Origin of the sequence: Modestobacter sp. VKM Ac-2977, assembly GCF_026968045.1 — a bacterium.
Lineage (GTDB): Bacteria > Actinomycetota > Actinomycetes > Mycobacteriales > Geodermatophilaceae > Modestobacter.
The window spans coordinates 16,894-36,301 of sequence record NZ_JAPVBQ010000005.1; the positions used below are offsets into that span (position 1 = coordinate 16,894).

At 75.5% G+C, this 19,408-nt stretch carries 18 protein-coding genes; 8 read left to right on the forward strand and 10 right to left on the reverse strand.

What is annotated here, in order from left to right; genetic code table 11:
* Window positions 1-5: 5 nt before the first annotated feature.
* From O2V63_RS19635 to egtA, 7 genes are all read right to left on the reverse strand, one after another.
* A complete protein-coding gene (locus tag O2V63_RS19635) occupies window positions 6-824 on the reverse strand; it encodes a DUF4397 domain-containing protein (RefSeq protein ID WP_269169162.1) in 819 nt (272 codons plus the stop codon).
* Between the two features lie 241 nt (window positions 825-1,065).
* A complete protein-coding gene (locus O2V63_RS19640; protein WP_269169163.1) occupies window positions 1,066-1,917 on the reverse strand; it encodes a DUF4397 domain-containing protein in 852 nt (283 codons plus the stop codon).
* A gap of 61 nt (window positions 1,918-1,978) precedes the next feature.
* Window positions 1,979-3,121, reverse strand: coding sequence for an ergothioneine biosynthesis PLP-dependent enzyme EgtE (egtE, locus tag O2V63_RS19645; protein WP_269169164.1), 1,143 nt, complete (start codon window positions 3,119-3,121; stop codon window positions 1,979-1,981).
* Window positions 3,122-3,134: 13 nt separating this feature from the next.
* Window positions 3,135-4,103 carry an L-histidine N(alpha)-methyltransferase gene (egtD, locus tag O2V63_RS19650; protein ID WP_269169165.1) on the reverse strand — a complete coding sequence of 323 codons (969 nt, stop codon included), beginning with the start codon at window positions 4,101-4,103 and terminating at the stop codon, window positions 3,135-3,137.
* A complete protein-coding gene (egtC, locus tag O2V63_RS19655; protein ID WP_269169166.1) occupies window positions 4,100-4,804 on the reverse strand; it encodes an ergothioneine biosynthesis protein EgtC in 705 nt (234 codons plus the stop codon). The genes egtD and egtC overlap by 4 nt, the downstream gene beginning before the upstream one ends.
* A 13-nt stretch (window positions 4,805-4,817) precedes the next feature.
* On the reverse strand, window positions 4,818-6,095 hold the full coding sequence (gene egtB / locus O2V63_RS19660; protein WP_269169167.1) for an ergothioneine biosynthesis protein EgtB: 1,278 nt from the start codon (window positions 6,093-6,095) through the stop codon (window positions 4,818-4,820).
* The gene (gene egtA, locus O2V63_RS19665) at window positions 6,092-7,366 is read right to left on the reverse strand and encodes an ergothioneine biosynthesis glutamate--cysteine ligase EgtA (protein WP_269169168.1); all 1,275 of its coding nucleotides are present in this window, start codon (window positions 7,364-7,366) and stop codon (window positions 6,092-6,094) included. Before egtA ends, egtB begins: the two co-directional genes overlap by 4 nt.
* Before the next feature lie 246 nt (window positions 7,367-7,612).
* On the opposite strand from egtA, the gene O2V63_RS19670 reads away from it, so the two are divergent.
* The 8 genes from O2V63_RS19670 (at window position 7,613) to O2V63_RS19705 (ending at window position 14,715) form a co-directional block, all read left to right on the forward strand.
* Window positions 7,613-8,587 carry an anti-sigma factor RsbA family regulatory protein gene (locus tag O2V63_RS19670; RefSeq protein ID WP_269169169.1) on the forward strand — a complete coding sequence of 325 codons (975 nt, stop codon included), beginning with the start codon at window positions 7,613-7,615 and terminating at the stop codon, window positions 8,585-8,587.
* Between the two features lies 1 nt (window position 8,588).
* Window positions 8,589-9,101, forward strand: a complete 513-nt coding sequence (locus O2V63_RS19675; protein WP_269169170.1) for a DUF309 domain-containing protein — start codon at window positions 8,589-8,591, stop codon at window positions 9,099-9,101.
* Entirely contained in the window at window positions 9,098-9,538 is a 441-nt protein-coding gene (locus O2V63_RS19680) for an SRPBCC domain-containing protein (RefSeq protein ID WP_269169171.1), read from the forward strand. Before O2V63_RS19675 ends, O2V63_RS19680 begins: the two co-directional genes overlap by 4 nt.
* A 149-nt stretch (window positions 9,539-9,687) precedes the next feature.
* Complete coding sequence (locus O2V63_RS19685) at window positions 9,688-11,103, forward strand: NAD-dependent malic enzyme (protein ID WP_269169172.1); 1,416 nt, start codon at window positions 9,688-9,690, stop codon at window positions 11,101-11,103.
* A gap of 4 nt (window positions 11,104-11,107) precedes the next feature.
* Window positions 11,108-12,259: a MalY/PatB family protein gene (locus O2V63_RS19690; RefSeq protein WP_269169173.1), complete on the forward strand. Its 1,152-nt coding sequence runs from the start codon at window positions 11,108-11,110 to the stop codon at window positions 12,257-12,259.
* A gap of 78 nt (window positions 12,260-12,337) precedes the next feature.
* A complete protein-coding gene (locus O2V63_RS19695; protein WP_269169174.1) occupies window positions 12,338-13,207 on the forward strand; it encodes an Fpg/Nei family DNA glycosylase in 870 nt (289 codons plus the stop codon).
* 23 nt (window positions 13,208-13,230) lie between these two features.
* Window positions 13,231-13,893 carry an HAD family hydrolase gene (locus O2V63_RS19700; RefSeq protein ID WP_269169175.1) on the forward strand — a complete coding sequence of 221 codons (663 nt, stop codon included), beginning with the start codon at window positions 13,231-13,233 and terminating at the stop codon, window positions 13,891-13,893.
* A gap of 54 nt (window positions 13,894-13,947) precedes the next feature.
* Entirely contained in the window at window positions 13,948-14,715 is a 768-nt protein-coding gene (locus O2V63_RS19705; protein WP_269169176.1) for a hypothetical protein, read from the forward strand.
* Window positions 14,716-14,724: 9 nt separating this feature from the next.
* On the opposite strand, the gene O2V63_RS19710 is transcribed toward O2V63_RS19705, so the two are convergent.
* From O2V63_RS19710 to O2V63_RS19720, 3 genes are all read right to left on the reverse strand, one after another.
* Window positions 14,725-15,927 (reverse strand): MBL fold metallo-hydrolase, encoded by a 1,203-nt coding sequence (locus O2V63_RS19710; protein WP_269169177.1) that lies wholly within the window; start codon window positions 15,925-15,927, stop codon window positions 14,725-14,727.
* A 100-nt stretch (window positions 15,928-16,027) separates the two neighbouring features.
* The gene (locus O2V63_RS19715) at window positions 16,028-18,490 is read right to left on the reverse strand and encodes an ABC transporter permease (protein ID WP_269169178.1); all 2,463 of its coding nucleotides are present in this window, start codon (window positions 18,488-18,490) and stop codon (window positions 16,028-16,030) included.
* A gap of 5 nt (window positions 18,491-18,495) precedes the next feature.
* Complete coding sequence (locus tag O2V63_RS19720) at window positions 18,496-19,266, reverse strand: ABC transporter ATP-binding protein (RefSeq protein ID WP_231558492.1); 771 nt, start codon at window positions 19,264-19,266, stop codon at window positions 18,496-18,498.
* Between the last annotated feature and the right edge of the window lie 142 nt (window positions 19,267-19,408).

Consider the following 19,408-nt stretch of genomic DNA (forward strand, 5'->3'; position numbering starts at 1 on the left):
TCGGGTCAGACCCGGCTGGTGGCGTACTTGCGGCCGGCGAACGCCGCACCGGCGAGGCCGGCCACGGTCAGGCCGACCAGCGGCGCCGGCATGCCCTCGTCAGCGGCCAGACCCGCCGAGCCGCCGGGGACGCCGGTCGGGGCGGAGGCCCCGGCCTGGACCGTCTGGGTGGCGAGCTCGTAGCCGGCGTCGGCCGACCCCCACGCGTAGACGATCGTGTTGGCACCCTCGGCCACCGTCACGTCGGCCGGGCCGATCGCCACGGTGTCGGTACCGGCGACGACCACGTCGGCGGACACGGAGCCGGCCGGGACGGTCACGGACTCCTCGTTCGGGTTGACCAGCCCGTCGATGATGACCTCACCACCGGCGCGGACGTCGACGGCGGGCGCCGCGGCCACGTGGCGCACGGTGAGCCGGCCCTCGCCCGCGGGCACGGCCGAGGTGTCGTTCACGAACGGGGTGAGCTCCGGGGCGCCGGCCTCGGTGAGGTGGGCTACCACGGTGGCGTCGGCGCCGGCCGGGATCTCCACGTCGTCGAGGCTGACCGCGACCTCGGCGGTCTCCGGGTCCGCGCCGGCCGGGTAGACCGTCAGGTCGTACTCGCCGCCGGGCAGCGTGAGCGGGCCGGCGAGGGTGCCGGGCATGAAGTCGGCGATGAGCTCTTCGCCGTTGGCGTAGACGTCGACCGGGGTCTCCGGGATGGCGTGCAGCACCGAGACCGTCGCGGTGTGCGAGTCGGCCAGCGCGGGGGTGGCCGCGAAGAGCAGGGCGAACGCGCCGGTGGCGCCGGCGGTCAGGGCGATCGGGCGGGTCTTGTTCATGGTGACGTTCCTTCCGTTGGGGTGGACTGTCATCTCGTACTTACTGCCCACCCGCAGCTGCGGATGCACCTGTTCCGGATCAGGAGTTGATCCGATCAGCGTGGCGACCGGACCGTGGTGCCCGCCGTCGTGTCGGGCCGGGTCAACGCCCAGGTGATCGGTGTCCCGATCGCCAGGACGAGGCCCAGGACCAACACGACGGCGGAGCTGCGCACGGTGGGTGCCTCTGTTCTCGGTCGGGTCAGACCCGGCTGGTGGCGTACTTGCGGCCGGCGAACGCCGCACCGGCGAGGCCGGCCACGGTCAGGCCGACCAGCGGCGCCGGCATGCCCTCGTCAGCGGCCAGACCCGCCGAGCCGCCGGGGACGCCGGTCGGGGCGGAGGCCCCGGCCTGGACCGTCTGGGTGGCGAGCTCGTAGCCGGCGTCGGCCGACCCCCACGCGTAGACGATCGTGTTGGCACCCTCGGCCACCGTCACGTCGGCCGGGCCGATCGCCACGGTGTCGGTACCGGCGACGACCACGTCGGCGGACACGGAGCCGGCCGGGACGGTCACGGACTCCTCGTTCGGGTTGACCAGCCCGTCGATGATGACCTCACCACCGGCGCGGACGTCGACGGCGGGCGCCGCGGCCACGTGGCGCACGGTGAGCCGGCCCTCGCCCGCGGGCACGGCCGAGGTGTCGTTCACGAACGGGGTGAGGGCGGGCTCGCCGGCCTCGGTCAGGTGGGCGGTCACCGTGGCGTTGGCGCCGGCCGGGACCGATACGTCCATCGCCTGCAGCAGCGGCTCGCCGGAGGCGTCCTCGGCGTCGGCCGGGTAGAGCGCCAGGTCGTAGTCGCCACCGGGGAGGGTGAGCGGGCCGGCAAGGGTGCCGGGCTCGAAGTCGTCGATCAGCCGCTCGCCGTTGGCGTAGACGTCGACCGGGGTCTCCGGGATGGCGTGCAGGACCGACAGGGTCGCGGTGTGCGAGTCGGCCAGCGCGGGGGTGGCCGCGAAGAGCAGGGCGAACGCGCCGGTGGCGCCGACGGTCAGGGCGATCGGGCGGGTCTTGTTCACGGTGACGTTCCTTCCGTTGGGGTGGACTGTCATCCCGTACTTCCTGACCACCCCCGGTCTTGGATGCACCCGGTCCAGATCCGGCCCGCAGGGATCAGTGCGCCAGTGCCGTGGCCAGCAGGTCCAGCTGCTCGACGGTCGAGTCCAGGTGCGGGGAGACCCGGAGCACCGCGCCGGTGAGCTCACCGGGTGCCCGCTCCCGGCCGGCCGCCGTCGTCAGCACGCTGTGCTCGGTGCGGAGCCGGGCGACCACCTGACGGACGTCGACGCCGTCCGGGGGTCGCAGCGTGGTGATCGCGGTCGGCTCGTCCAGCGGCTCGGTGACCTGCCACCCGCCCCGGCCGTCGAGCCGCTCCCTGGTGGCGCGGCCCAGCGCCGCAAGCCGCTCGCGGACCCGCTGTGGGCCGGCGGCCAGGTGCTCGCCGACGGCGACGACCAGGCCGACCCGGCCGGCCAGGTGCGCGTCGTGCGACTCGTACCAGCGAGCGTGGTCGACGCCGGTGCGGTCGTCGTCGTAGAGCTCCGGGCCGACCAGCGGGGTCAGCTGTCCGCTGACCGCCGGGCGCAGGACGAGGAAGCCGACGCCGCGAGGCCCGGCGAGCCACTTGCGGGACGTGCCGTAGGCCGCGTCCGCGCCCAGGTCGCAGTCGACGTGGCCCAGGGCCTGCGCGACGTCCAGCACCAGGGGGACGCCGGCGGCCCGGCAGAGCGCGGCGACCTCCCGGCCGGGCTGGACGACGCCGCGGTGGCTGGCCACGAGGGTGACGTGCACGAACGCCGGCGGGTCGTCGCGCAGCGCCCGCTCGACTCCGGCGAGGTCGGCCCGGCCCAGGGCGTCGGCGGGCAGCACCACCGGCGTCAGCCCGGCGTCGGCGAACGTGGCGGCGTTGTGCCAGTACTCCCCGGGCAGGACGGCCACCCGGGCACCGGGAGCCAGCCGCCAGCGGGAGACCAGCGTGCGCACCGACGCCGACGCGCTCTCGGTGAAGGCCAGGTCGGCCGCGGCCATCCCGACCAGCCCGGCCAGCACCGAGCGGCCCTGCTGCAGCAGCCCCTCGGCGGCCTGCTCGGCGACGTAGCCGCCCAGCTCGGCCTCGTGCCGGGCGTGCCGGGCGACGGCGTCGAGCACCGCGGTGCTCTGCCGGCTGCAGGCGGCGTGGTCCAGGTGCACGGCGGCCGGCCGCAGGCGGCCGGCGCGCCAGGTGTCGCCGAGGTCCTCGTGCGGGAGGCCGCTCACCGTGGGCACGGGGTCACGCCAGGACCGACAGGGAGACCGCGACGTCGCCGGCCTCATCGGTCCACCAGTGCGTCATCCGCAGGCCCGCGGCGGCCAGCTCCTGCTCGACCCGGGCCCGGCGGAACTTGGTCGACACCTCGGTGCGCATCTCCTCCCCGGCAGTGAAGGGCACCGCCAGCCCGATCGCGGCCAGGTCCACGACCTGGTCCCGGGTCGAGCGCAACCGCATCTCGACCCGCTCGTGCTCGGGGTCCCAGACCGCGACGTGCTCGAACGCGGCCGGGTCGGCGTCGCCCGACAGCTCCCGGTTCAGCACCGCGAGCACGTTCCGGTTGAACGCCGCGGTGACCCCGGCGGCGTCGTCGTAGGCGCGGACCAGCCGATCGGGGTCCTTCACCAGGTCGGTGCCGAGCAGGAACGAGTCCCCCGGCCGCAGGGTCGCCGCCAGCGAGGAGAGGAAGGCCGCCCGCGGCCCGGGCTCGAGGTTGCCGATCGTGGAGCCCAGGAAGGCGACCAGCCGGCGGCCCTCCTGTGGCAGGTCGCCCAGGTGCACGGTGAAGTCGGCGACGACCGCGTCGACCGCCGTCCCCGGGTAGGCCGCGGTGATCTGGGCACCGGCCGCCCGCAGCACCGAGGGGTCGACGTCGACCGGCACGAAGCGGCGCAGGGTGCCGGCCTCGGCCAGCGCGGTGAGCAGCAGCCGGGTCTTCTCGGACGTGCCGCTGCCCAGCTCGACCAGCGTGTCGGCGCCGGTGGCCGCGGCGACGTCCGCGGCGCGCTCGGCCAGCAGGGCCCGTTCCGCGCGGGTCGGGTAGTACTCCGGCAGCCGGGTGATCTCGTCGAACAGCTCGCTGCCGCGCTCGTCGTAGAACCAGCGGGGCGGCAGCGTCTTCGGGCTCGCCGTCAGGCCGGCGCGTGCGTCGGCGGCGAGCGCAGCGCCGGCGTCGACCGGGCCGAGGTGGTCGGTGAGCGTGAACGTCATGCGGGCTCCGATGCCTCGAGGGGGGTCAGGGTCAGGCCGTCGGGGGTGACCTCGACGAGCGTCCGGTCGGGGACGTCGGACCAGCGCGGGTCGTCGTCCCACGGCTCGCTGGCCAGCGCCGTCCCCTCGTCGGTGGCCAGCACCGACAGGGTGTCGCCCCAGGTGGTGGCCAGCAGGCGGGTGCCGTCGGCGGCGAGCAGGTTGAGCCGGGCGGCCGGGTCGGCGGCCCCCACCTCGCGGACGGTCTCGCCGAGCGCCGCCATGCCGCGGGAGAAGACCAGCGCGGCCAGCAGCGCGCTGTCCACCACCGACTCGGCGTCCCGGGCCGGGGGCAGCACCGCCCGGTCGACCCGGCCGTTGTGCGAGAGCAGCCAGCGACCGTCGGTGAACGGGGCGGCCGCCGCCTCCTCGATCGGCATCCCCACGGTCGCCGAGCGCACCGCGGCCAGCACGCAGCGGGCCGAGACGGCGGGCGCGACCGAGGCGAAGGACGCCGACCCCCACAACGGCTGCGCCGACCGCCAGCGGGCCGGTTCCGGACGGCCGTCGGCCCAGAAGCCCACGCCCCAGCCGTCGGCGTTCACCGTGCCGTACCGCTGCCGGCGGGGGGCGTAGGACTGCACCAGCAGGGACGACGGCGGCTCGAGCACCAGCGCGGCCAGCGTGCGCGGCTGCCCGAGCCACGCCAGGTGCCGGCACATCAGACGTCTCCCGTCATGCGTCGAAGGCGAGCCGGAAGCCGCTGAAGACCTGCCGGCGCACCGGATGGTCCCAGTTGCGGAAGCTCGGCCGGGACACCGAGGCGCCCACCGCCCAGGAGCTGCCGCGCAGCACCTTGTAGTCGCCGCCGAAGAAGGGCGCGGAGTAGTCGGCGTAGAGCATCGGGGTGAAGCCGGGCCACGGGCGGAAGTCCGAGGAGGTCCACTCCCACACGTCGCCCATCAGCTGCTCCACGCCGCAGGCCGAGGCGCCGGCGGGGTAGGCACCCACCGGGGCCGGGCGCAGTGCCGAGCCGCCGAGGTTGGCCAGCTCCGGGGTCGGCTCGGCCGAGCCCCACGGGAACCGCCGCCGGCTGCCGGTGGCCGGGTCCCAGACGGCCGCCTTCTCCCACTCCTCCTCGGTCGGCAGCCGCCCCCCGGCCCAGGCGGCGTACGCCTCGGCCTCGAAGAAGGTCACGTGCTGGACCGGTTCGTCCGCCGGCAGATCCTCGACCAGGCCGAACCGGTTCCGGGTGCCCTCGGGCCCCCAGGACTCCGGTGCAGTGAGGCCGGCGTCGCAGCGGTGCTGCCAGCCGCGCGCGGACCACCAGCGCGGGTCGGTGTAGCCGCCGTCGGCGACGAAGGCGGCGTACTCGGCGTTGGTGACCGGCACCCGCCCGATCCGGAACGCCGGGACGTCGACGACGTGCGCCGGCCGCTCGTTGTCCAGGGAGAACGGCTCCTCGGTGCCGTCGACCCCCAGGCGGAAGGGCCCGCCGGGGACCAGCGCGGTGGTGCCGGCCAGCCCGGGCCGGCCGGGCGGGAGCGGGGAGCCGGTGCCCAGCAGCGGTGGGCCGGCGCGCAGCTGCAGGGTCTGCAGCATCGTCTCGTCGTGCTGCTGCTCGTGGCTGACGACCATCGCCACGTCGAAGGGGTCGTCGTCCGGCCCGGACCGGTCGAGCCGGTCCAGCACCCGGCCGCGCACCTCGGCGCAGTACGCCCGGGCCTCCACCGGCGGCAGCAGCGGGAGCCTGACCCGTGCGGCCCGGGGGTGGGTGAAGGCGTCGTACAGCGACTCGACGTCCGGCGGCAGCACCCCGGTGCACCGGGCATCGCCGCCGCGCAGCAGCCACAGGTCCTCCTGCTGGCCGACGTGGGCCAGGTCCCAGACCAGCGGGCTCATCAGCGGCGAGTGCTGGCGCAGCAGCTCGGGCTCGTCGTGCTCGGTGAGCAGCAGGGTGCGCTCCCGGGCGCGGGTGAGCTCCTGGGCGAGCGTCTCTCTCAGGTCGGTCACGTCTCCTCCTCGGCGTCGTGGGTCGCGGCCAGCAGGGCGGCTGCCGGACCGTGGGTCCGGGCGGTGTGCAGCAGTGCGTCGCCGGGGCTGGCCCGGCGCTCGACCAGCTCGGCCAGGGCGGTGACCTGTGCCCGCAGGCCCGCCGGCGCCCGGCGCACGGCGACCTCCAGGCAGGCGGAGGCGGCCGCGTGGAGCTCCGGGTCGGCGAGTCCGAGCCGGGTGGCCGGCTCCCAGCGACCGGTGACCGGCTCGGTCGCGGCGGCGGCGGTGTCGGCGGCCACCGGGTCGTCGAGCAGGGTGCCGGCCACCGCCGACAGCGCCGGCCACCACGGCTCGGGCGCGGCGTCGAGGTACCGCAGCTCCAGGTAGCCGCGCAGCCGGACCGGTGGGAACAGCGTGGTCAGGTGGTACTCCAGGTCGGCCACGGTCGGCCGCCGGTCGGCCGGCCCGGCCCCGCGGACCCAGTCGGCGAACGACGTCCGGCCGCGCACCGGGACGGCGTCCCCCGCCGGCCCGCGCACCAGCATCACCGGCGCCGCCAGGGCGAACGCGGCCCACTCGTCGGCCGGGTCGGGCCCCTCCGGCAGGGGCGCACAGCGAGCGGGGTCCAGCTCGGCCCAGATCCGCTGCCGGCCGGAGCGCCACCCGGTCTCCCTCCCGGCGAGCAGCGGGGAGCAGGCGGAGACCGCCACCAGCACCGGGCCGAGCGACTGGGCCAGCCGCACCCGTGCGGCCCAGCCGGACCGGGGCCCGGCCTCCACGTTGACCTGGAGCGCCGCGGTGCTGGTCATCATCGTGACGCCGGCCGCCCGGTGGCCCAGCGCCTGGAAGTGCTCCTCCATCGCCACGTAGCGGGAGCCCGGGTTCACCCGCTGCGCGGGGCGGCACGGGTCTGCGCCCAGCGGCGCCAGTCCCAGGCCCGCCGTGCCCAGCCGGCCCCGGACGGCCGCGAGGTCGGACCGCAGGCCGGTGACCGCAGCCGTGACGTCGGGGGCCGGTGGGCCGGACAGCTCGACCTGGCCGCCGGGCTCGAGGGTGACCCGGCTGCCGCCGTCCAGCGGGGGCAGCGCCGCGACGGCGGCGGTGACCCGGTGCCAGGGCACCCGGGTGCCGGGGGAGGCCCGGTCGACCAGGTGCGCCTCGAGCTCCAGCCCGATCGGCCCGGTCGCCGCCGGGTGCAGCGCGCGGACGCCGACGTGCTCCCGGGCGGCGTCGAGGTCGGGCAGGACGTCGTCGGCGGGATGGTCGGCGAGTGCTGTGGACGTGGTCATGTCGCCCCCTCCAGGTCCGGACCGGTCGTGTCGACCGCGGGTCGGTGCGGGGGCGGCGTGCCGGGTGGCGGCCGTCCTCGCTGCCCATCTTCCACGCTTGGGCCGACGCGGCAACCCGCACCTCCGGGCCGTCCGGTCAGCTCGCGGCCGGCCGTACGCCTAGGTCGCCGGGGAGCGGGTAGTGAGCCCGTGGACACGGCTGCCAGGACGGCGGCTCCGCATCGGGCAGGACGGGGATCAGCACGCATGGACGGGGCAGCCGGGTCCGGCAGACACCGGGCGTTGATCGGCGCGTCGGACAGCGAGTTGGTCGACGGCACCGTCGCGTTCGTCTGCGCCGGGCTGGACGCCGGGGAGCCGGTGGTGGTCGTCTGCAGCGACCAGACCACCCAGCTCCTGCAGCAGGCGCTCCCCGACCGTCCGCAGGTGATCTGGACCGCGTGGTCCGACGTGTACGGCAACGGGCCGGCAGCGGCGATCACCGCCGTCCGCCGCCTCGGGGTGCGCCACCGGGTGGCGGCCAGCCCGGTGGTCCGCGTCGTCCTCGAGCCGCTGCCCGGGTCCGACCCGGACAGCTGGCGGGAGTGGCAGCGCTACGAGGCCGTCCTGGACCACCAGCTCGGTGAGGCGAACCGCGCCGGGGACGACCCGCTGCTGGTGCTCTGCCTGTGCGACACCCGCCGGGTGCCGACCCCGTTGGTGGACGCCGTGCGGGCCACCCACCCGGTGCTCCAGGTCGACGGGCACGAGCAGGTCAACCCCGACCACGTCGACCCCGAGGAGTACCTGGCCTCGCTGCCGGTCCCGCTCGAGCCGCTGGAGTCGACCCAGCCGCTGGTGCACGCCGACTCGGTCCGCGACCTGCGCGGACTGCGCCGCGACCTCGCCGCGCGCGCCGCCGAGGCCCGGTTGCCGTCCGGCTCGGAGCCGGCGCTCGAGGACTTCCTCCTCGCCGTCGACGAGATGACCACCAACGCGCTGCGACACGGCCGGCCGCCGGTCGACCTGCGGCTGTGGGCCGGCGGCGACCGGCTGGTCTGCACGGTGACCGACCACGGCGCCGGGCTGCAGGACCCGTTCATCGGCTACGGGCCGGCACACGGCGACGACCTGTCGCTGGGCGGCATGGGGCTGTGGCTGGCCCGCCAGCTGTGCGACCACGTCGACATCACCGTGGCCGGCGAAGGCGTGCAGGTCCGGCTCACCACCGTCCTGCGCTGACGTGCCCGGCGCCCCCCGCGACCGGGACGACGCCGGCCGGGCCCGTAGTGCCCGACCGCGCGACGCGCTGGGCCGGCCGCTGCCGTACGGCTCGCCGGGGGAGCCGCGGGCGCCCGAGGGTCTGGTCCGCACGCCGGACCAGACGTTGGTGGAGGCCCAGGAGCTGCTGGACGCCGGCCGGCCGTTCCACGCCCACGAGGTGCTCGAGGACGCGTGGAAGACCGGCCCGGACGACGAACGGGACCTGTGGCGCGGCCTGGCCCAGCTCGCCGTCGGCCTGACCCACGCCCTGCGCGGCAACCTGCCGGGTGCGGCGACCCTGCTGACCCGGGGCGCCCGGTCGCTCGGCACCGCCGGCCCGGCCGCCGCCCGGCACGGGGTGGACGTCGCCGGGCTGGTCGCCTGGGGCGCCCGGCTGGGTGCGGATGCCGCGGCCGGGGTGCTGCCGGACCCGGCCCCGCCGCGGCTGGCTCTTCCACCGACGAGTGACGGGGAGCACACTCGGTCCCGATGAGGAGCTACGAGGCGGCCACCCGCATCGACGCCGGGGCCGAACAGGTGTGGTCGGTGCTCGTCGACGTCGGCGGCTGGCGTGACTGGCACTCCGGGATCGACCGGGTGGAGGGGGTCGTCCGGCTGGGCGCGCCACTCCTCCTGGTGGCCACCGGCACCCGGCGCCGGCCGCTGCGGGTCACGGTCACCGAGATCCGGCCGGCGGAGTCGATGCGCTGGCACAGCGGCCTGCCGCTGGACCTGTTCGTCGCCGAGCGCACCTTCCGGCTCGACCCGCAGGGCGACGGCAGCACGGAGTTCACCGTCCGTGAGCAGTACCGCGGCCCGCTGGCGCCGCTGATGATGCGCACGGTGCCCGACCTGAACCCGGCCTTCCGCCAGTTCGCGGTCGGGTTGAAGGCCCGGGCCGAGCAGCGGGCGGCCGAGGTCTCCGCCTGACGCTGCCTGGCCCCCGTCGTACGGCGTGATTCCGCATGGTGGGAAGCGTGCCCCGTCAGGTGGAAATGTCGTGGTGGGGGTGCCACGATGGGAAGGTGACGTCTCTCACTCCTGGCTCGGCGCCCGCGCCCGTCGTCCACCGCGGTCCGGTGACGTCGGCGTCCTACTCGATCACCGTGCGGCTCTCCGCCGACGGTGACCCGGCCAGCGTCGGCCGGATCGCCACCGCGGTGGGCAACGCCGGCGGTGCGGTCACCGCGATCGACGTCGTGGAGTCCCGCCCCGACGGCCTCACCGTCGACGTCACCTGCTCGGCCGCCGACGCCGAGCACTCCGAGGAGGTCGTCGCCGCACTCGACGCCGTCGACAACGTGCACGTGCGCAAGGTCAGCGACCGCACGTTCCTGCTGCACCTGGGCGGCAAGCTGGAGGTCGCCTCCCGGGTGCCGCTGAAGACCCGCGACGACCTGTCGATGGCCTACACGCCCGGCGTCGCCCGGGTCTGCCTCGCGCTGGCCGAGCACCCGGAGGACGTCCGCCGGCTCACCATCAAGGGCAACACCGTCGCCGTGGTGACCGACGGCTCGGCGGTGCTGGGGCTCGGCGACATCGGGCCGGGCGCCTCGATGCCGGTGATGGAGGGCAAGGCCGCGCTGTTCAAGCGGTTCGGCGACATCGACGCCTGGCCGATCGCGCTGGACACCCAGGACGTCGACGAGATCGTGCGCACCGTCGAGCTGATCGCCCCCGGCTTCGGCGGGATCAACCTGGAGGACATCTCCGCGCCGCGCTGCTTCGAGATCGAGGCCCGGCTGCGGGAGAAGCTGGACATCCCGGTCTTCCACGACGACCAGCACGGCACGGCGATCTGCGTGCTCGCCGCGCTGCGCAACGCGCTGCGCGTCGTCGACAAGCAGCTCGAGGACGTCGCGGTCGTCGTGGCCGGCGGCGGTGCGGCCGGGACGGCGATCGTCACCCTGCTGCTGGAGGCCGGGGCGACGAACGTGCTGGTCTGGGACCGGGAGGGCGTCCTCTCCCCCGACGACGAGCGGCTCTCCCCGGCGAAGCTGGACCTGGCCCGGCGCACCAACCCCGGTTGCCGGCGGGGTGAGCTGGCCGACGCCCTGGTCGGCGCGGACGTGTTCATCGGGGTCAGCGCGGCCAACGTCATCCAGGCCGAGGTGCTGGCCGGGATGGCCGACCAGGCAGTGGTCTTCCCGATGGCCAACCCGACGCCCGACGTCGACCCGGTGCGGGCCCGGCAGTACGCCGCCGTCGTCGCCTCCGGCCGTTCGGACCTGCCCAACCAGATCAACAACGTGCTGGCGTTCCCCGGGGTCTTCCGCGGGCTGCTCGACGCCCGGGCCAAGGAGATCCGCCCCGGCATGCTGCTGGCCGCTGCCGACGCACTGGCCGCAGTGGTGGGCGACGACCAGCTCAACGCCAACTACATCATCCCCAGCGTCTTCGACCCGGCCGTCGCGCAGGCGGTGGCGGCCGCGGTGGAGGAGTCGGCCCGCGCCGAGCCCGGGGCCACCGCCGACGTACCCGGCGACGCAGACTGACCGGGTGGGCACCTCCTTCGACGCACTGACCGAGGACGCGCTGCGGTCGGCCGGCAGCCTCAAGTGGACGACGTACGGCGACGCGCTGGGCGCGTTCGTCGCCGAGATGGACTTCGGGACGGCGCCGGTGGTGACCCGCGCGCTGCACGACGCGGTCGATGCCGGGGCGCTGGGCTACCTGCCCACCCCGACCGCCACCGCGATGGCGCGGGCGTGCGCCGGCTGGCAACGCCGCCGGTACGGCTGGGAGCTGCCGGCCGAGTGGATCACCCCGCTGGCCGACGTCGTCGCCGGGCTGCAGGCCGCGATCGAGCACTTCACCCCGCCCGGTGCCCCGGTGGTGCTGCCCACCCCGGCGTACATGCCGTTCCTGAAGGTGCCGCGGCTGATGGGCCGCGAGCTCGTCGAGGTGCCGATGGTCGTCGACGGCGGCCGGCTCACCCACGACCTCGCGGCGCTGGACCGGGCGCTGACCCCCGGGGCCCTGCTGGTGCACGTCAACCCGCACAACCCGGTGGGCCGGGTGTTCACCGCCGCCGAGCAGCTCGCGCTGGCCGAGGTGGTGAGGCGCAACGGTGCCCGGGTGTTCGCCGACGAGATCCACGCGCCGCTGGTGTACCCGGGGGCGGTGCACCGGCCCTACGCCTCGCTGTCGCCGGTGACCGCCGAGCACACGGTGACCGCGACGTCGGCGTCCAAGGCGTTCAACGTGCCCGGGCTCAAGGCCGCGCAGCTGCTGCTGTCCAACCCCGCCGACGCCGCGCACTGGGCCGAGGTCGGCGAGCTGGCCGGCCACGGGGCCTCGACTCCCGGGGTGCTCGCCAGCACCGCGGCGTACGACCAGGGGGAGGAGTGGCTGGACGACGTCCTGGCGTACCTGGACGGCAACCGCCGGCTGCTTAGCGAGCTGCTCGCCGAGCACCTGCCGCAGGTGCGGTACACCCCGCCGGAGGGCACCTACCTGGCCTGGCTGGACGGCCGGGAACTGGGCATCGAGGAGCCCCTGGGGGAGTTCTTCCTGCGCGAGGCAGGGGTGGCGCTGGTCGACGGACCGGAGTGCGGTGCTCCCGGGGCCGGGCACGTGCGGCTGAACCTGGCCACCCCCCGCCCGGTGCTCCGCACCATCGTCGAGCGCATGGCCGCCGCCCTTCCCTGAACGACGGAGGGGCCGAAGTCGCGATTTTGGCCCCTGGGGAGGACGACGGGGACGGCGTCCGGCGTGGATCATGGGCGGGTGCCCGAGTTGCCCGAGGTGGAGGCGCTGGCGGCGTTCCTGCGGGAGAACGCGGTCGGCCGGATCGTCACGCGCGTCGACCTGGCCGCCGTCCAGGCGATCAAGACCTTCGACCCGGCGCTGTCCTCGCTGGCCGGGCTGGAGCTCACCGGCGCCACCCGGCACGGCAAGTTCCTCGACCTGGACGTCTCCGGGCTGCACCTGGTCGTCCACCTGGCCCGGGCCGGCTGGCTGCACTGGCGGCAGAACCTGCCCACCGCCCCGCCCAAGCCGGGGAAGGGCCCGCTGGCGCTGCGGGTGCACCTGGAGCCGCGCGAGGGTGAGCTGCCCGAGGGGTTCGACCTGACCGAGCAGGGCACCCGCAAGGGGCTGGCGGTCTACGTGGTCCGCTCGCCGGCCGAGGTGCCGGGCATCGCCCGGCTGGGCCCGGACGCGCTGGAGCTGGACGCCGAGACCCTCGGGGCGCTGCTGGCCGGCCGGCACACCCAGCTCAAGGGCACCCTCACCGACCAGACCGTGCTCTCCGGCATCGGGAACGCCTACTCCGACGAGATCCTGCACGCCGCCCGGCTCTCCCCGTTCAAGATGGCCGACAAGGTCACCGACGACGAGCTGCTCCGGCTGCACACCGCGATGCGGGAGACGCTGACCGGCGCCCTGGACCGCCAGCTGGGGCAGCGGGCGGCGACGCTCAAGGGCGAGAAGCGGGCCGGTCTGCAGGTGCACGCCCGCACCGGGCTGCCCTGCCCGGTCTGCGGGGACACCGTGCGCGAGGTGTCCTTCGCCGACACCTCGCTGCAGTACTGCCCGACCTGCCAGACCGGCGGCAAGCCGCTGGCCGACCGGCGGATGTCCAAGCTGCTGCGCTGAGCCGGCCGGGCCACGATGGGCCCATGGCCCTGGTGACCTTCGACCTGTTCAGCGCGCTGATCGACTCCCGGACGGGTGGCTCGGCGACGTTCGACTCCCTCGCCCAGGGGCACGGCTGGGACGTCTCCGGCACGGAGCTCTACGACGACTGGGACGCCCGGAACAAGGCCTCGCAGAAGGACCTCACCGACTGGATGCCCTTCGCCGAGCACTGCCGGCGCGCGCTCGCGGACGCCTACGCGGCCCGGGGCCTGGACGCCGACGCCACCGCGGACACCCTCGCGCTGCTGGCGTCGCTGCCGGACTGGCCGCTGTGGCCCGACGTCGGCCGGGCGCTGCCGCTGGTGGCCGAGCAGCACCAGGTCGGCGTGCTGTCCAACGTGGACGACGACCTGTTCGCCCGCACCCGGGCGGCCGGCCTGGTGCACCCCGACGCCGTCCTGACCAGTGAGCGGCTGCACGCCTACAAGCCGCATCCGGAGATCTACCGGCGGGCGGCCGACGCGGGGGCCGCGGTGCACGTCCCCGCGTCGGCGCGGGACACCCGGGGAGCGCTCGAGGCCGGTCTCACCGTCGTCCGGGTGCGCCGGCCCGGGCACCGGGTCGACCCGGACGGGCCGCAGCCGCAGCACGAGGTCACCGATCTCCTCGAGCTCCCCCGGGTGCTCGCCGCCCTCGCCGGGTAGCGCTCACCGAGGACGTGGCCGACCCGGTGGCTGCGCGCGGACGAGGAGGAACCGATGCGGGACACCCCCCGGGTCATGGCGGTGGTCGTCGCGGCGGTCGCCCAGATCGTCGGCAGCCCGCTGGGCGCGGCGCTCGCCGGTCGCAGCGTCGGCGACGTCAGCGACGCCGACCGCTCCCTGGTCACCCCGGCCGGCTGGGCCTTCAGCATCTGGGGGGTGATCTTCGCCGGGTCGCTGGCCTGGGCGGTCTACCAGGCGCTGCCGTCGCAGCGCGGACGCGAGGTGCACCGGCGGACCGGCTGGCCGTTGGCCATCGCGTTCGCCGGGAACGCCGTCTGGGAGGTGGTCTACCCGCAGGGCGGTGCGTGGCAGTACGTCGCGCAGGTGCTGATCTTCGGCATCACCGCCGCGGCCGCCGTCGCCTACGTCCGGCTGCAGACGGTGCCGGCCGACGGGCTGGCCCGGGTGCTGCCGCGGGCCACCGCCGGGCTCCTGCTGGGCTGGCTCACCGTGGCGCCGGTGGCGAACGTGGGCAGCACCGGGGTCGCGCTCGGCATCTCCCCGGACACCCTGGCCGCCCAGGCGTGGGCGGTGGCCGCGCTGGTCACGGTCGCCGGGATCGCGGCCGCGGTGCTGCTCGGCTCCTACGTGGCTGCCGGTCCGTTCGCCGCTGCCGTCATCTGGGGCCTGCTGGGCATCGCTGCCGCGGAGGGCCCGCGGCAGGTCGCCGTGGCGGCGGTCTGCGCGGCCGCCGTCGTCCTGGTGGCGCTGGCCGGCCGGGCGCTGACCCGGACGGACCGGAGCGCGCTGCTGGTCGGCTGAGCGCCGCCGTCAGCCCCGGGAGCCGGCCCGCCGGGCGGTCAGCCGCCGGACGCGGGCGTTGGCGGCCGCCGCACCGCTGGGGGGCAGGTCGTCGACGGAGCCGACCGCCGTCCACCAGTCGCGCAGCGGCGGCGGGGCGAGCACGTCGACCCGCTCACCGGGCTGCGGGACGACGACCTGCACGTCCCGGGCCTCGGCGGCGGCGAGCAGCCGCTGCACCGGCTCGGCCCACCGGTGGAAGGCCAGGTTGAACGTCGCCCAGTGGATCGGCACCAGCACCCGGCCACCCAGGTCACCGTGCGCGCGCACGGCCTCCTCCGGGTCCATGTGGATGGCGTGCCAGGCGTCGTTGTAGGCGCCGATCGGCTGCAGCGTCAGGTCGAAGGGCCCCAGGCGGGCGCCGATCCCGGCGAAGGCCGGGGTGTAGCCGGTGTCCCCGCCGAAGAAGACCCGGTGCCGGGGGCCGGCGACGACCCAGGACGACCACAGCGTGGTGTCCCGGGCGAAGAACCGGCCGGAGAAGTGCCGGGCCTCGGTGCAGGTCAGCGTCAGCCCGGCGACGGTCGTGGCGCCGTCCCAGTCCAGCTCGACGATCCGCTCGTCGGGCACGCCCCACCGGCGCAGGTGCGCGCCGATGCCCAGCGGGACGACGAACGGCGCCGACTGCTCGCGCACCAGCGCCCGCACCGTGGGCAGGTCGAGGTGGTCGTAGTGGTCGTGGCTGATCAGCACCGCGTCGACGGGGGGCAGGCTCTCCACCGGCGCCGGCGGCTCGTGCAGGCGGGTGGGGCCCAGCAGCGGCGACGGTGACACCCGCTCGCCCCACACCGGGTCGACCAGCACCCGCCGGCCGTCGATCTCCAGCAGGGCGCTGGAGTGCCCGAACCAGGTGACCGCGAGCTCGGCGGCCTGCTCGGGCACGTCCGGGGTGATCAGCGGGATGGGGCCGCCGGGGAGCCCCTTGTGCCGGTCCTCGTGCCACTGCCGCAGCAGCCCGTCGCGCGCGTTGGCGGGGGCGAGTGCGGGGGTGGGCAGGTTGTTGTGGAACTTCCCCTCGGAGAACTGGGAGGAGGCGGTGACGGTCGGGCGGAGCCGGCGCTGGCTGGCGCCGAGGGCGACGGGCAGGCCCCAGGCGGCGCGGGCGACCCAGCTCACGCCGCCCAACAGGGCGGTGGCAGCGGTGGCGGTGGCGACACGACGGAGGAACGGCACGTCCCCAGCATCCCCGACGCAGCTGAGCGCTGCCCAGGAAGTGGTGCGGAAGACGCTCGTGCTCTGCTCACCGTGGGTGAGCAGAGCACGAGCGGTGTCCTCAGCCGGCGATGGCGGCCACCGGCGGGGTCTTCGCCGCACGGCGGGCCGGCAGCACCGAGGCCAGCAGCCCGGCCACGGTGGCGACCAGCACGATCGCGCCGATCTGCAGCCACGGGATGCTGATCACCACCTCGCCGATCTCGCCGAGCGCGGAGGCGGCCCCGACCAGGCCGTAGGCGCCGCCGACCAGCACGCCGAGCACCGCGGCCACGCCGGCGACGAGCACCGCCTCCCAGGCCAGCAGCGCCCGCAGCTGGCGCCGGGTCAGCCCCAGCGCCCGCAGCAGGCCGCTCTCCTGACGCCGCTCGACCACCGACAGGGCCAGGGTGTTGCCGACCCCGATCAGGGCGATGAGCACCGCCACGCCGAGCAGACCGGTGACCACCAGCAGCAGGACGTCGACCACCTGGTCGATGGCGGCCCGCTCGCTGGCCAGGCCGGTGACGAACGCGGTGGGCAGTGCGGTGCCGGCCAGGTCGGTGACCTCGTCGATCGCCGCGGTCTGGTCGATCCCGTCGGCCAGTCGCAGCCACATGGCGTCCACCGCTGCGTCGGGCACCAGGGCCTGCAGGTCGGCGCGGGTCAGCAGCGTCCGGTCGGTCTCGCCGGCCACCACGGTCAACGTGCGCGAACGGTCACCGGCGGTCAGCGTCAGCGAGTCGCCAGGCTGCACGCTCCAGGAGTCGGCTTCCCAGTCGGGGAGCACGACCTGGCCGAGCTCGGGCAGCGTCACGTCGGTCGTCGAGCGGAGGACCGGGAGGGCCTGCGCGGCGTCGACACCGGCAGCCCAGGTGTTCACGCCGTCCGGCCCGGTCACCGTCGCGCCGGTGAGCCCGGTGGCGGCGACGACGCCGTCCACCGACTCCAATTGCGACTGCAGGGAGGGGCGTACCGGTTCGTCGAAGCTCTGCACGATGACGTCGGTCGGGTAGTTGGCCGCCAGTCCGGCCTGGGCGGTCGCCCGGGTGGAGCTGGCCCCGACGACCATCGCCGTGGTCAGCGTGACGCCGATCAGCAGCGCGGTGGCGGTGGCCGCCGTCCGGCGGGGGTTGCGGGTCGCGTTGCCGGTGGCCAGGCGCGCCGGCAGCCCGCCGAACCGGCCGAGCAGCCGGCCCGCCGCCGCGACGATCGGCGGAACCGCCCGCTGGGCGAGCAGCAGGAGCCCCAGCGAGCTGAGCACCCCGCCGCCCAGTGCGATCAGGATGTCCGCCGTCACCACGCCCAGGGTCATCAGCGCCACGCCGGAGACGGTGAGCAGCAGGCCGGTGACCAGCCGGACGACGCCGCCGCGGGAACGCAGCGGAGCCGGGTCCGTCGGGCGGAGCGCGGCCAGCGGGGCGACCCGGGTGGCGGCGCGGGCCGGGGCCAGTGCGGCGATCAGCGTGGTCACCGTGCCGACGGCTATGCCGACGCCGACGACGTACAGCGGCACCGAGACCCCGGACAGCGGGATGGGGGAGTCGATGCCGGACACCAGCGCCGAGACGCCGGCGGCCAGCCCGATCCCGGCGAGCACGCCGATCACGGAGGCGACCAGCCCGGTGAGCACGGCCTCGCCGAGCACGCTGCGACGGACCTGCCGGGAGGTCGCGCCGACGCAGCGCAGCAGGGCCAGGTCGCGGGTCCGCTGGGCCAGCAGCACGGCGAAGGTGTTGGCGATGACCAGCCCGGCGACGAGCACCGCGATGGTGGCGAACACGAGCAGGGAGGTGGTGAGCCAGTCGGCGTCACCGGTCAGCATCGCGACGGACTCCTCGGCCTGCTCGGTGCCGGTGCGCACGGTGACGTCCTCGCCGGACAGGGTGGCGCGCACCTCCTCGGCCAGGAGGCCGGGGTCTGTGCGGGTCGGCCCGGCGATGCGCAGCTCGGTCGGCTCCGTCGCACCCCAGGCCTGGGCCTGGTCGGCGGTGACGTAGCCCTTGCCGTAGATGCCGGCGGTGGGGTCGCCGCCCAGGTCGACCACCCCGGTCACGGTGACATCGGCGGTGGTCCCGGTGCCCTCCGCGTCGTAGACGGTGACCGGGAGGACGTCGCCGACGGCGGCACCGACGCGCTCGCTGACCGCGACCTCGCCCGGGCGCACCGGCAGCGAGCCGTCGCTCAGCTGCTGCCAGCGCAGCGCCGGGTCGCCGGCCACCGACTCGACCAGCAGGTACTGGGCACCGGTGCGGCCGGGGGCGACTGCCTGGACGGAGGTCTGCCAGGTCGGGTCGACGGCCTGCACGCCGTCCAGCGCCGTGAGGGTGTCGACGTGCTCGGCCAGCCCGGTTCCGCTGTCGGAGGTGACCACCACGTCGGTGTCGACGTACTGGGCGCCGGCGGCCTCCAGGACGGTGGCCTTCGTGGTCTCGTTGAGCACCAGGGTGGCGACCACGAAGCCCACCGCGATGACGATCGCCAGGGTCGAGGCGACCAGCCGGCCGGCGTGCGCCCGGATGCTCGCCAGGGTGACTGCACGCATGACGGTCAGGCCCCCAGTCCACGCAGCGCGTTGATGATCGAGTCGGTGGTGGGCTGGTGGACCTCGCCGGCCAGCCGGCCGTCGGCCAGCAGCACGACCCGGTCGGCGTAGGCGGCGGCCACCGGGTCGTGGGTGACCATGACGACGGTCTGGCCGGTCTCCCGCACGCTGGAGCGCAGCAGGTCCAGCACCTCGGCGCCGGCGTGGCTGTCCAGGTTGCCGGTGGGCTCGTCGGCGAAGACGACGTCCGGGCGGGGGAGCAGCGCCCGGGCAACGGCGACCCGCTGCTGCTGGCCGCCGGACAGCTCGTGCGGGCGGTGCTGGAGCCGGTCGCGCAGGCCGAGCCGGCCGATGACGGAGTCCATCCACGCCCGGTCCGGGCGCTGTCCGGCCAGCTGCATCGGCAGCAGGATGTTGTCCTGGGCGTTGAGCACCGGCAGCAGGTTGAACGACTGGAAGACGAAGCCGATCCGCTCGCGGCGCAGCGTGGTCAGCTGGTCGTCGCGCAGGCTGGTGAGCTCGGTCTCGCCGAGCCAGACCTTGCCGCTGGTCGCGGCGTCCAGGCCGGCCAGGCAGTGCATCAGGGTCGACTTGCCCGAGCCCGAGGGGCCCATGATCGCGGTGAACGCCCCCCGGTCGAACGCGACGTCGACGCCGGCCAGTGCGTGCACCGCGGTCTCACCCGAGCCGTAGGTCTTGCGCAGGTCGGTGGCGTGGACGGCGGCGGACTGCGTCGCCGCGGGCTCACCCGGGACGGTCATGACGGGGACGGACACTTTCGGCCTCCAGGGACGTGGTCTTCGACTGAGATCACGTTCTCCCGGCGCGACAACCGGCCGCGTCGCCGCAGGGGCTGGTCTCCACGGAGGCTGTGCTGCACCTGTGGGCTGACCCGGGGTCATCCCCCAGGTGCATGCC